We start from the raw sequence: 13,038 nt of genomic DNA, 5'->3' as shown, positions 1-13,038 counted from the left end.
GGCAACCGGTCCCGGCTCCGCGATCCGCGCGAATGCGCCGGAAAGGACTACCGCCGGTCGCGATCGGCGCGGGATGTCCGTGCCGCCTCGCGACCGGCGGGGCGGTCAGGTCTTCTTGAACGTGAAAGGCCGGCGCAGGCCGCGGGCGATGCCGCGCAGGCCGCGGCCGCGGTGCAGCGCCGAGACCTGCCCGCGCAGCACCGACACCTGCCGCCGCAGGGCGCCCATCTCACGGCGGAACTCGACGGCGGACTTGCGCCACCGCCCGGCCTCGTCGCGCCATCTGGCGACCTGTTCCCGCAGCCGCTCGACCTCCTTGGTCAGCCGCTCGACCTCGGCCTCCGCCTGCACGCGCTTGCGATAGGCGGCGCGCGCTCTCACGAAGGCCGGGGCCTCCTCCGCCGTCCGGAAGCCGAAGGTCTCGCCGTCGACCCAGTAGACGCCGAACATCTCGTCGACGGCGTCGTCGAGGTCCTCGCCCTCCTCTACGACGAGGGCGGCGCGGGAGAACGCCTCCGTGCGCTCCAGCCGGGCGACGGTGACGCCTTCGGCGTCCTCGGCCAGGAGCACGCTCACCAGTCCGCGTTCCCGCCCGCGCAGCACGTCGAGCAGCCGGCCGATGCCGTCCTCCTCGGGCACCCATCCGGGCGGGATACGCAGGCGGTAGGGCGACTGGGTGTCGGACGCCATGGTGGCCAGCCGCACCCGGCCCTCGTGGGTGTAGTGGGCCCGCAGCAGCACGAGATCGAGGCGCGGGTCCTTGAGCGGCGCGCGCTGCTCGGGCGCGAGCTCCTCCCACGGGCCGGTCAGCACCACGGCGAGGTCGGTCACCGTGCCGGCCAGCACGCCGTCGACGGTGGCCCTGACCTCGTCGTACGACCCCGCGGTGGCGTCCACGAGGACCTCCACCTGCGGGACCTTCCACTGCCGCGAGGGATGGGTGCGCAGCCACCGATAGCCGGGCACCCGGTCGGTGACCAGGGCGTGGCTGACCCTGCTGATCGGCGCGCTGTCGCGCATGCGCATCGACGGGCCGAGGTGGTAGGCCCTGGCCTGCGGGTCGGGGATGAAGACCGCGCCCGCCTGGGCGAGCCGGTATCCCATCTCGGTGTCCTGGCCGAGGATCATCTCCGGGTCCATCGGCCCGGCCCGTTCGAACAGCCGCGCCGAGACCGACGACGCGCCGCCGATGTGGATGCTGAACGGCCGCGGCGAGTTGACCAGCCCGTGCGACCGCTGCACCAGGTCCTCGATCCAGGCGTGCGGCTCGGCCGGTTCGAAGAGCTTCGCCAGGTCGTCCGTACGCGCGACGTCGGCGGGGCCGGGCAGCGGGGCGGTGGTGAAGCGCAGGTAGGAGGTGACCGACAGATAGGGCGCGAGGTGGTGCCAGCGCATGTGCGCCTCCACCTCCTCCGGCTCGGGCACGACGTCGGAGTCCATCCAGTGGATGACGTCGCCCGTCGCGGCGGCCAGGCCGGTGTTGCGGGCCCTGGCCCGTCCCGGAGCCGCGCAGACCAGCAGCCGCGTGTCGCGGGGCCGGATCTCCGGCAGGCGCAGCGGCGGATCGCTGCCGTTGTCGACCACGATCACTTCGAGCAGGTCGGCCGGGTAGGTCTGCCTGGCCAGCCCGGCGAGCGCGAGATCGAGCTTGACCTGATCGGCGTAGGCGGGGATCACCACGCTGACCCGCAGACGGGGCGTCCACGACGACCCGAGGGCGGGCGGCCGCAGGACGGTGTAGTCGTTTCCCCTTATGCGTGGCGTCATGGTGCTTCCAACATCACACTTGGGCGAAAGCCGCGCCACTGGTTCGCGGCGACTCGCAGAAAGTGGGCAAGAGGAAGGTTCCAGGTGTGCTCGGCGCCGACCGATCGCCGCAGGATGTAGCCCAGGCCGTGGGTGCGGTAGACGCGTCCGCCGCCCGCCGCGACCGCCCGCAGGAGGTGCGCGTCCTCCCCGCGGTCGAGCGCCCCGAAGCCGCCGGCCTGCTCGAAGGTCTCGCGGCCGACCATGATCGTGCCGCCCGCGACGTGGTCGGCCCACACCTCGCTGCTGTAGTCGACGCGGCGGATCGTCGCGTCGAGGGGCTGCAGGTAGAAGAACTCCGGCGCGGTCCCGACCAGCTCCGCTCCGGAATAGGCCATGGCCAGCAGCAGGTCGGCCAGGTGCTCGGGGCCATACCAGTCGTCGTCGTCCCATTTGGTGACGATGCCGGTGGACGCCCGTGCCGCCGCCATGTTGAGCACGGCCCCGAGCGGCGCCTCCGGGTCGGCCTCGACGACCGTCATCGGGTGGGGGAACTCCGCGAGCGCCTCCCGCACCCGCGCCGCCGGGAACCCGTGCAGGGCGACGACCGCCTCCAGGCCGACGCCCCGCTGCCGGGCGAGCTGCCGCAGCGCGTGGGCCACGTAGTGGGGCCGCCGCGTGGCCATGACGACGGTCACCGGGGCGAGGCCGGTGCCGACGCCCGTCGTCCGCAGCGCGTGCCTGCGCAGGCGCACGCTGTGCTCTTCCCTGCGCAGATCGGCGACCGAGTCGGGCCTGCCGTCGTCGGCCTCGGGAGTCCAGGCCGCGACCAGGCCGGCGAGCACGGGATCGTCCTCCCGCACCCATCCCGGCGGGTCCTGGCCGGTGAGCGGCACCCCCGCGGCGGCCAGGGCGGCGATCACGTCCAGCGCCCCAGGGGCAGGCCGCTCCGGCCACTCCACCCGGAGCCCGCGCAGCGGCCGGAGGGCGGCGACGTCGTCGGCCTGCGGAGGGACGGCCAGCGGGCGGCCTGCCACCGTCCACCGTCCGTCGCTCCAGGACAGCGTCGCGGTCTCCTCGGTCGGGCTGCGCGTGAAGCCGTACGGCGAGCAGATGCCGGTCGTCACCGTCACGGTGGTCCCTCCCGCGCGTCCGTTTACAGGCTGGTGAACTTGTATCAGCCGAACCTTGTGAATCCCTGTGACCGTGAAGGTCAACCTGACGACTCGCTGTGACACGGCGCGACAGACGGGATCACGGGGCGGGCGAAACTTCCCCGCCGACCACGTCGCCCATCGTCCTCACGTCGATCTTCCCGGCCTTCCGCTGCTTGGCCACCCAGTCGATGAAGGCGGCGAACTCCTTGGGCGCCGTCGCGTACTGGTCCCGCGGCTGGTTCTTGATCTCGTGGAACACGAAGGTCACCACGCCGGGGTCGCTCTCCTGCTGCGCACGGGTGACGAACTCGCGCAGCGTGCGGGCCGTACGCGGCAGGTGGGTCTGGCTCGTGGCGCGTACGGCGGCGGGGTCCGCGGGCGGGATCGACTCGGTGACCGGGCAGGCACGGCAGCTGTCGGGCCGGTAGAGGCCGTTGATGTCGCGCGCGCTGTTGTAGCCGCAGCCCATCGCGATCCGCTTACTCGACTCGTCCATGGCCCCGAACGGATAGGCGAACGAGCGCACGGCGAAGCCCATCTTCAGCAGCGCCCGTCTGTCGTCGCAGATCTCGGCCTGCTGGGCGGCGTCGAACATCTCCGGCAGATGCGGATGGTGGAGGGTGTGGCCGCCGATCTCGTGGCCCTGCTTCGCGATGGCCCGTACGGCGGCCACGCTCAGGAAGCCGCGTTTGCCGAGGCGGCCGCTGTTGACATAGAAGGTGCCCTTGAGTCCGCGCCTGCTCAGCATCTTGGCGACGGCGAGGTGGTCGGCCGTGCTGTCGTCGAAGGTGAGGACCACTGTCGGCACCCCGGCCGCCCGCGCTTGCTGTTGTGTCACGTGCGCCGGGACGGCCGATCCGGCCGCCGCCGCGGCAGGGTGCTGGAGTCCCGCGATCGACGCCGCGGTTAGGAGACAGGCCGGAAGAAGTCTCTTCACCGTAAGTCGCATGGAGAGAAACTTTACTCACCCGTGGCAATTACTCTTGCACGCGATGTCCAACCGTAATGAAACGGTCCAACATCGCTCAGCTCCTGCCACGAGCGCGCTCGAACAGTGCGACGGTGAGGCCCGGCAGCTCCGCGGAATGCCAGGCCGTCGAAAGACGGTATCCGGCCGCGCGCACGGAAGCCACCCTGGGGATCTTCTTTCCCGTCAGCCCGGCCTGCTTCGTCCCCCGCCAGACCACCCAGACCCGGCGGTGCCCGGCCAGGGCCTCGGCCAGGTCGTCCCGCTCCACGTACTCGAAGGCGGGGCCCTGTCCCTTGAGAAGCACGTCGTCGGGCAGGTTTTCACGGCCGTAGTAGACGAAGCCGGTGCGCAGCCGGCTCTGGCCGTACACGATGGCGTCGCCGGGGCGCTCCCGCGCCTGGATCACCCCGAGCGCGCCGGGGAAGTCGTCGTAGTGGCCGTTGCGCTGCCGATAGTCGGCCTGCGCGGGCAGCCCCAGCAGCGCGACGGCCAGCACGACGGGCACGCCGACCAGCGCGAAGGGCACGGGGGCCAGGCGCACCGAGGCCAGCGCCACGCCTGCCGCCAGGGCCAGGGCGGGCGCCGTGACGAACACGTAACGGTCCACGTAGGCCGGGGTCACCAGCGCGTCGACCAGGAGCAGCAGCGCGGGCGGGAGGACGAGCCAGCCGCCGGCGAGGACGCCCCAGGGCACCGACCTGCGCAGCAGGATCACCACTCCCACGACGGCGAGGGCGAACAGCGGCGGGCCCGCGAGGTCGGAGCCCGCCGCGTGCTTGGGGAACTTCAGCAGCACGTCGGGCCCGTGCGGCTCGATCCAGCTGATCGCGTGGCGCTCGCCCCAGCCCACCAGCGCGAGGATCGCGAGGGGGACGCACCCCACCGCCATCGCGGGGACGATCCTGGTCAGGAACGTACGGCGGGGCAGCACGAGCAGGGCGGCCAGGAACTGGGCCGGGAGCACCAGCACCGAGAACAGATGGGTGCAGCCGAGGAGCGCCACCGACGCCGCGTACCAGCGGGTTCGCGAGCCGGTGGGCGCCTCGGCCACCCGGTGCAGCGTCCACGCGGAGATGACGGCCGCCGCCGCCGCGAACGCGTACGGCCGGGCGTTCGCCCCGTGGTAGGACACCGACGGCAATATGGCGAACAGCGCCGCGGCCAGCACGCCCGCCCGGGGACCGGCCAGCCGGCGGCCGAGGTCGGCCAGGAAGCCCGCCGCAACCCCGGCCGCGAGGGCAGAGGGCAGACGCAGCCACCACTCGGCCTCCCCCAGCCACGACCAGACGTGGATGAGCAGGTAGTAGGGCAGGAAGTGGCCGTCGATCTGCTGGACGAGCCCCCACAGCCCGCTCAGCGGCCGGGCCACCGCGGCGCTGTAGGTCGCCACCTCGTCGGCTGACAGCGACGCCGTGGTGCCGGAGATCGCGACACAGGTGGTCAGCAGGCCCGCGAGCAGCGGCGTCCAGCGGGGCCAGTCCTTCGCTTCGGCATCCGTCCTCTGACCGGACGTCCGGACCGCCTCGCCCGTAACCACGCTTCCCCCTACAGATCTGATCATTTCGGCGATGTCAAAGGACATCGAACACGCACGGACGCACGGATCGGCGGGCCGTTATCCGATCGAGTCGTTGCCCGCGACCGCCCTGCCTTCCGGACATGCCCGGCACCACCGTACGAGATCTCGGGGTCTCGGAGGCGCCGCGGGCTGGTGGCCTACGGGCCCGCTGCCGCCCGTCCCCGGCGCGCGCACCGCGCGGCCGAGAGCGGCCGGCTGCGCCTGCGTGAGGCCGCCGAGGCGTTCGCGGGTGCCGTACGGCACCTCGGGGTCAGGCGGCTTCGCGGTCGTTGGTCAGGCGGCTTCGCCGTCCAGGGGGCGGCGGCGGAACCGGCGGAGGTTCACGACCAGCAGGACCGCGGCCGCGAGGGCCACGGCGGCGCAGGCGGCGAGGCCCGGCACGCTGGGGTCGCCCTTCGCCGCCGCCCGTTCCCCGGCCGCGGGGAAGGTGATCGTCCCGGTGGCCGTACGGCTGACGCGGCCGCTGCGCAGGGTGAACCGGAACTTCCAGGGCCCGGCGGGCAGGTCGCCGCCCAGCAGCACGGCCACCTGACCGTGGCCGCCGGGAGGCAGGGTGGTGACGCCGGCGGTGCGGAACGGCCCGGCGCCGAGCGCGCTCGGCCCCTCCGACAGCCGCACCTGTCCTTCCAGGTCGACCGCGCGTTTCCCCGTGTTGCCGACCTCGGCCACCAGCCGGGGCCGCCCGTCGTCGGTGCGCCCGGCGGTCACCTCGCGGATCCGGAACCTCGTCGGCGGCTCGCCGCCCGGCCCCACGTCCAGATAGGTGCGGACGCCGACCCGGTTGACGAGCGCGATGTCGCCCGACGGGCCGGGCGAGGCCGAGGAGTTCTTCGCCCAGATGACCGCGTAGCGCTCGCCCTTGGACGCCGCGGGCGGCACCGCGACGGTGGCCGTCACCGGGACGTGACCATGCGGCGGCACGTCCACCTCCGTCCGGTCGAGCGTGATCCAGGAGGTCAGTTCGTTGCCGGCGCGGCCGGGGGCGAAGGTGAACCCTCCGTCGCCGACCCGTGCCGTGGCGGGATACACGGTCACGTGCCGCCGCCGCCCCTCACCGTCGTACGCCGCCGCCGGTGTGACGGCCGCGGCGTACGACACGATCGCGAGCAGGCCGGAGGCGATGATCGTGCGGGCTGTGCGGTCAGGCAACGGAGTGGTTCACCGTGCCGGTGCAGGTGCCCGCGGCGGCCGACATCGTGGCCACCCACGTCGCGGTGAGCGCGGCTCGCTCGCCGGGCACGGTGACCACGCCGAGCCGGCCGTTGATGGGGTCGCCGGGCACGCCGCTGCCGATGCTCACGGGTCCGTCCGGCACCGTGATCGTGAGGCCGTCAGGGGCGTTGACACTTCTCTTGCCCATCTGCCGATCTCCTCCGTCCGTGCGGTGCCCTCGTAAAGGCTCGACGGGTGACATCCTGGCCGGTCAGAGGGGTGCGGCAGGGTTCTCCCGCCGGTGTCTGGAGACCCTTTGTGATCAGATGACGACCGGCGGAGACGCGCGGCCCGCCGTCCACGGTTGCGGCTGGTCACGGCGTGGCGACGGCAAGAGGGCGCTCCGGGTGTCCCTGCCCGCTGGAGCCGCCGCACGGCGACGAGGAAGGTCGCACAGGGCCCGTCCGGGCATGATCGCGGCGGCGCGACGGGGACTCCCGGGCGGAGCGCCCGGGAGTTCCTTCAGTCCACGCCGCCGCCCTCGGCGTCAGGGCGTGTCGTCGCCCTCGACCCGCATGACGCTCGCGACCGCGCGGACGATGTTCAGGTCGCGCAGGTCCTTGATCGTGGCCGACAGGGCGGCGTCGCTGGCCCGGTGGGTCACCAGCACGAGCTGGGCGTCGTCGCCACGGCCCTCCTGCCGCACCGTCTGGATCGACACGTCGTGCCTCGCGAAGATCTCGGCCACCCGGGCGAGCACACCGGGCTTGTCCGCGACGTCCAGCGACACGTGATAGCGGGTGACGCTGTCGCCCATCGGGTGGACCTTGAGGTCGGCGTACGTCGACTCCTCCGGCCCGCGGGTGCCGGCGATGCGGTTGCGCGCCACGGCGACGATGTCGCCCAGCACGGCGCTCGCGGTCGGCGCGCCGCCCGCGCCCGCGCCGTAGAACATGAGCCGCCCGGCCGACTCGGCCTCCACGAAGACGGCGTTGTACGCCTCGCGCACCCCGGCCAGGGGGTGCGACCTCGGGATCATGGCGGGGTGCACCCGGACGCCGACCGTCTTGCCGTCGTCGGAGCGGGCGCAGATGGCCAGGAGCTTGATGACGTAGCCCATGCCCTTGGCGGAGGCCACGTCGGCCGCGGTGATCTCCGTGATGCCCTCGCGGTGCACGTCGGCGGCCGTCACCCGGCTGTGGAAGGCGATGCCGGCGAGGATCGCGGCCTTGGCGGCGGCGTCGAAGCCCTCGACGTCGGCGGTGGGGTCGGCCTCGGCGTACCCGAGCGCCTGGGCCTCCTCCAGGGCGTCGTTGAACGAGGCGCCGGTGGAGTCCATCTTGTCGAGGATGTAGTTGGTGGTGCCGTTGACGATGCCCAGCACGCGGCGCACCCGGTCGCCGGCCAGCGACTCGCGCAGCGGGCGCAGCAGCGGGATCGCCCCGGCGACGCTCGCCTCGAAGTAGAGGTCGGCGCCGTTCTCGCGGGCGGCCCTGTGGATCGTCGCGCCGTCCTCGGCCAGCAGCGCCTTGTTGGCGCTGACCACGGACTTGCCGTGCGCCATGGCGGCGAGGATCAGCGACCTGGCCGGCTCGATGCCGCCGATCACCTCGACCACGATGTCCACGTCGTCGCGGGTGACCAGGGCCTCCGCGTCGGTCGTGAGCAGGGCGGGGTCCACGTCGGTGTCCCGCTTGCGCCCCAGCCTGCGCACGGCCACGCCGGCCAGCTCCAGTGGGGCGCCGACACGGGCGGCCAGGTCGTCGGACTGCTCGCGGAGCAGGCGCACGACCTGCGAACCGACGACGCCGCAGCCCAGCAGCGCGACCCTGAGCGCCGGTTTGGCCTTACTCACGATGCCTCCTCGCTTCGCCGCCGGACTGCTCGGGGCGGGCGGTCACAGCTGCCCCCTGAGCAGGTCGTCCTCGGTCTCCCTGCGGATGATGACCCGCGCCTGGCCGTTGGACACCGCGACGACGGCGGGCTTGGGCAGATAGTTGTAGTTGTTGGCCAGCGACCGGCAGTAGGCGCCGGTGCCGGCGACGGCGATCAGGTCTCCGGGGGCCAGGTCGCCCGGCAGGTAGAGGTCGCGCACGACCATGTCGCCGCTCTCGCAGTGCTTGCCGACCAGGCGCGACAGCATCGGCGCCGCCTGGCTCACTCGGGAGGCGAGCACGGCCGTGTATTCGGCTCCGTAGAGGGCGGTGCGGATGTTGTCGCTCATCCCGCCGTCCACGCTCACGTACGTGCGCAGGCCCTCCACGTCCTTGACCGTACCGGCCTCGTACAGGGTCACACCGGACACTCCGGCGATCGAACGACCCGGCTCGACCGTGAGCCGGGGCACGGGCAGCCCGGCCGATTCGCACACCTTTGTGACGATCTCCCGCAGACTGTCCGCGATGACCTTGACGTCCAGGGACTCGTCGCCCACCACGTACGGGATGCCGTATCCGCCGCCGAGGTCCAGCTCCGGGAGCACGACGTCGTGCTCCTCCTTGATCTCGACCAGCAGGCTGGCCAGGCGGCGGGCCGCGACCTCGAACCCACCGGTGTCGGTGATCTGCGACCCGATGTGCGAGTGCAGGCCGACCAGTTCGAGCTGCGGCAGCGCGAGGATGCGCCGCACCGCCTCGGCGGCGGCGCCGCTGCTCAGCGACAGGCCGAACTTCTGGTCGTCGTGGGCGGTCGCGATGAACTCGTGGGTGTGGGCCTCGACGCCCACGGTCACCCGGATCATCACCTTCGGCCGCACGCCGTGCTTGTCCGCGAGGAAGCCGAGGCGGGCGATCTCCTCGTACGAGTCGACCACGATGTGGCCCACGCCGACCTGGACGGCCTTCTCCAGCTCGGCGAGCGACTTGTTGTTGCCGTGCATCGTGATCCGCTCGGGCGGGAAGCCCACGCTGAGCGCCACGGCGAGCTCACCGGCGCTGCACACGTCGAGGCCGAGGCCCTCCTGGTCGATCCAGCGGGCGACCTCACGGCACAGGAACGCCTTGGCGGCGTAGTGGACCTCGCCGTCGTGGAAGGCGGATCGATACTCGCGGCAGCGTGAGCGGAAGTCCTCCTCGTCGATGACGTACAGAGGCGTGCCGAACTCCTTCGCCAGGTCGCGTACGTCGATTCCGCCGATGGTGACGGCGCCGTCGGCCCTGCCGGACGTTCGCGGCCAGATGGCCGGTTCGAGCGCGTTGAGGTCGGCGGGCACGTGCTGCGGACGCTCCTCTGGCAGTCCGGCGGTCACGGCGACGATAGATGAAGCGGCGTGCAGGTCGCCGGCTGGGTGGGCGAATCGACTCACCCGAACGAGGCTAGCCGACCCTGCGATTCACTCGCGCCCGCTGTTCACCCTGCGAGACGGCCCGAAAGGAAGATATTCAGATCCGCAGGTCGTTGACGGCATTGCTTCCGGCTATCGGGCGGTTTGACTCAGATTTTGCCGGGCGGGGCGACACCCAGCTCCACGAGCCCCTCGCCGAGCACGAGGCGCACCGCCTCCCCCATCCGCACCCGGGCCGTGTGGACCTCGGACGGCGGCTCGTCGCCCATGGGAATCGGACACGCGCGCTCGACGGCGGTGTGGTAGACCTCGGCCAGCCGTTCCAGGTACGCCGCCCATCCTGGGTCGCGGCTCTCCCTCCTGCTCGGCAGCTCGGCCAGCACCCGCAGCACGGCCCGGTCGAACGGGCCGTCGAGCAGCTCGGGCCGCGCGGCCACGCCGGTCCGCACGCCCAGAGCACCCGCCCACCGCCGTACGGCTCCCGCCCGCACGTACGCGTACCGGACGGCGAAGCCGGGGTTGTCCCACGTGCGCGGGAAGTCCGGCCACGGCGCCGCGACGGCACCCGGCCGCGGGGGCACGGCTCCCGGCTGCGCGAGCGCGGCCGAGGCTTCCCCCGTTCGGGGCACGGCGACCGGGGCGGCTCGCTGCCGCTGGGACGAGGCCAGGACGTCCTCGACGATCCGTCCCGGCGTGGCGACGACGATGACGAGGAAGCCGTTCGGCCGGACGTCCACCCGCCGGACCCCGGGCACCGCGCGCAGCCGGGCCGCGAGCCGCTCCGCCACCTCGGCCGGGGCCTCCGCCGTTTCCCCCAGCGCAGCCGACTTTCCACGGAGCGCAGCCGTCGTTCCACTCAGCGCAGCCGTCGTTCCACGCAGCGCAGCCGTCGTTCCACGCAGCGCGGCCGTGGACACGAAGCACGCGTCCCGCTCCCACGATCCCTGCGGCACCGGCGGGACGCCGAGGACGCCGCGCAGCTCCTCGATCATCACGCCGTAGGCGCGGCGGTCGTCGGGACGGCTGTGGTGGTCATCGCGGCCAGTCTAGGCCGACCTCGCCGGAGAGGTCAGAGCAAGGCGAGGGGCTCGGCCGGGACGTATCCCTCCATGCGCGCCGAGCCGAGCAACGAGCCCTCGGCCGAGTCGCGGACGCAGACGTAGGAGTAGCGGTCGGCGGAGTAGACCCGCACCCCGTCCGTACGGCACTGCCGCATCAGGACCTCGCCCCACTCCTCCGAGACGTCGGCGAAGCCGAGCTCGGTGAGGACCTGGCGGCGGGCCAGGACGGTGCCCCCGGCCACCTCGGGGAGGAACCGGTGCTCGGCCTCCGGCTGGCGCAGCAGGGTCGCGCCGGTCGCCGGCAGGTGGGCGTAGAACGACGCCTTCCCCAGCACCTCGGCGTCGGTGGAGGCGAAGTGGCGGACGAGGTCGGCCAGGTAGTGCTCGCCGTACAGGTCCCTGGCGTCGAGCACGGCCACGTAGTCGCCGTCGGCGAGCCGCACCGCGCGGTCGAGGGCGGCGCCCCGGGTGATCGGCTCGCCCGTGGCGCGGACCACGACGTCGATGTCCGGGCACGACTGGCGGACCGTCTTGTCCACCAGGCCCGCGTCGAGGCCGTCCGCGACGATCACGATCTGGCCGGGCCGTTCGACCTGACGGGTGACCTGGGCGAGCAGGCGGTCGAGCTCCGCCGGGTCGGAGACGGCGGTGATCGCCGAGATCACGCCGCTGCCCCGCACGCTCGGCACGCCGAGGGTGTCGAGGATCGGGTCGAGCAGCGGGGTGACGCTGGTGCGGGCCCGCCAGGCGAGATGGGCCTCCCTGGCCAGCCGTCCCTCGTCGGCCATGAGGATCTCCGCCGCCGCGAGGATTTCCTCGCCCTTCGCCCCGGCCCGCACCTGGAGCACCGGGGTGCCGCAGGCCGCGACCTCCCCTATCACCCTCGGCTCGGCGTCGGCGCCCGCGACCACCAGGGCCGGCCGCCGGTAGGCCGTCAGCACGTCGTCGTACGGCGTCTTGTCGTCGCCCTGCCCGGCCAGCGGCTGCCACGCCGCACCACCGGCCGGCGGGGTGACCGTGCCGAGGGTGACGATCTCCCCGGTCCTGCCGCCCTCGGCGGGGATGGGGTTGTGCACGCGGGGCTGGATGGCGAGCGGGAGCACGCCGACCCGCTCGTGCCGCAGCGCGGAGCGCCACTCGCGGGCGCGGGCCTCCGTGGTGGCCAGTACGTACTCGAAGTGCTCGGCCGCCGGGACGGCTCGCGACACCGCGCCGCCCGAGTGCCAGAAGACCGTCTTGATCCCCCGCTTGTGGCAGGCCGCCACCAGGTCGCGCAGTGCGCGTGTCTCACCGGCCAGCGCCTCCAGCCAGCGCCCGCCGTTGCCCTGCAGGGGGCCGGGCCGTACGGACTCGACGAACAGCACGTGCGGCTGCTGCTGGTCGAGCATGGCCTCCCAGTTGTCGGGGCCGAAGTTGGTCACCAGCCGCCACTCGTAGCGCAGCAGCGCCTCGGTCTGCCTGTCGACGATCGCGGCCACCGTCATGTACGGCCGGGCCGTCGGGCCCTTGGGCACCGTGAACGACTCGGCGAGCGGGGCGGAGACCTGCGGGGCCTTGGGCTCGGGCGCGGCGGGGGCCGCCTTCACCTCGGGGACGGCGGGGACCTCCGGCTTGAAGTCCGAGCGCTTGGGCGCGGGGCGCTTCCTGATCGGCGCCTTGAGCGTCCTGGCCACCGAGCCGGGGTTCTTGCTGTGGATCGCGTCGCCGAGCTTGCTCCACCGGCTCTCCTGGAGCGAGGCGAGCTTCCAGTTGGCGACCTCGGTCTGGTACTTCTGCTCCGCGAGCTGCTTGGCGAGCTGCGCGTTCTGCCGCTCGACGGTCTTCAGCCGCGCCTCGGCCTCACGCATCTTCGTCAGCGCCTCGGCCTCCGAGCGCGCCGCCTCCTCCAGCCGCCGCTGGTAGTCCGTGATCAGCCGGGCCAGCTCCGCCGCGCCGGAGGCCCGCTCCACCGCCTCCGCCAGCGCCTGCCGCAGCGCCGCCGGGTCGCTCCGCTCGGGCTGTCCGGCTGCCGGCTCGCTTAGCTCGCTCATAGGGGGTGACTCCGCGGTAGACCTTCAGGACCAGAGTCACAATATTCGCAGAACGCCCTG

10 protein-coding genes are annotated in these 13,038 nt (G+C 72.9%); all 10 read right to left on the bottom strand.

The window, feature by feature from the left end:
* Positions 1-105: 105 nt before the first annotated feature.
* Positions 106-1,767, bottom strand: a complete 1,662-nt coding sequence (locus FLX08_RS12275) for a glycosyltransferase family 2 protein (protein ID WP_142618965.1) — start codon at positions 1,765-1,767, stop codon at positions 106-108.
* Positions 1,764-2,879 carry a glycosyltransferase family 2 protein gene (locus tag FLX08_RS12270; RefSeq protein WP_244312581.1) on the bottom strand — a complete coding sequence of 372 codons (1,116 nt, stop codon included), beginning with the start codon at positions 2,877-2,879 and terminating at the stop codon, positions 1,764-1,766. The genes FLX08_RS12275 and FLX08_RS12270 overlap by 4 nt, the downstream gene beginning before the upstream one ends.
* Positions 2,880-3,000: 121 nt before the next feature.
* The gene (locus FLX08_RS12265) at positions 3,001-3,741 is read right to left on the bottom strand and encodes a polysaccharide deacetylase family protein (RefSeq protein ID WP_167530380.1); all 741 of its coding nucleotides are present in this window, start codon (positions 3,739-3,741) and stop codon (positions 3,001-3,003) included.
* Between the two features lie 187 nt (positions 3,742-3,928).
* On the bottom strand, positions 3,929-5,410 hold the full coding sequence (locus tag FLX08_RS12260; RefSeq protein ID WP_244312580.1) for a glycosyltransferase family 39 protein: 1,482 nt from the start codon (positions 5,408-5,410) through the stop codon (positions 3,929-3,931).
* Positions 5,411-5,725: 315 nt separating this feature from the next.
* Positions 5,726-6,601: a hypothetical protein gene (locus tag FLX08_RS12255; RefSeq protein ID WP_142618962.1), complete on the bottom strand. Its 876-nt coding sequence runs from the start codon at positions 6,599-6,601 to the stop codon at positions 5,726-5,728.
* On the bottom strand, positions 6,594-6,812 hold the full coding sequence (locus FLX08_RS12250; protein WP_142618961.1) for a hypothetical protein: 219 nt from the start codon (positions 6,810-6,812) through the stop codon (positions 6,594-6,596). Before FLX08_RS12250 ends, FLX08_RS12255 begins: the two co-directional genes overlap by 8 nt.
* A gap of 339 nt (positions 6,813-7,151) precedes the next feature.
* The gene (locus FLX08_RS12245) at positions 7,152-8,459 is read right to left on the bottom strand and encodes a homoserine dehydrogenase (RefSeq protein ID WP_142618960.1); all 1,308 of its coding nucleotides are present in this window, start codon (positions 8,457-8,459) and stop codon (positions 7,152-7,154) included.
* Between the two features lie 42 nt (positions 8,460-8,501).
* The gene (gene lysA / locus FLX08_RS12240; protein ID WP_208761407.1) at positions 8,502-9,908 is read right to left on the bottom strand and encodes a diaminopimelate decarboxylase; all 1,407 of its coding nucleotides are present in this window, start codon (positions 9,906-9,908) and stop codon (positions 8,502-8,504) included.
* Positions 9,909-10,036: 128 nt separating this feature from the next.
* Complete coding sequence (locus FLX08_RS12235) at positions 10,037-10,879, bottom strand: DALR anticodon-binding domain-containing protein (RefSeq protein WP_244312579.1); 843 nt, start codon at positions 10,877-10,879, stop codon at positions 10,037-10,039.
* Positions 10,880-10,956: 77 nt separating this feature from the next.
* Complete coding sequence (locus FLX08_RS12230) at positions 10,957-12,978, bottom strand: glycosyltransferase (RefSeq protein WP_142618958.1); 2,022 nt, start codon at positions 12,976-12,978, stop codon at positions 10,957-10,959.
* Between the last annotated feature and the right edge of the window lie 60 nt (positions 12,979-13,038).

The sequence above is a fragment of the Microbispora hainanensis genome, from assembly GCF_006874475.1.
In the GTDB taxonomy this organism is placed as follows: Bacteria; Actinomycetota; Actinomycetes; order Streptosporangiales; family Streptosporangiaceae; genus Microbispora; species Microbispora hainanensis.
This window is presented reverse-complemented; position numbering and strand designations above follow the sequence as displayed.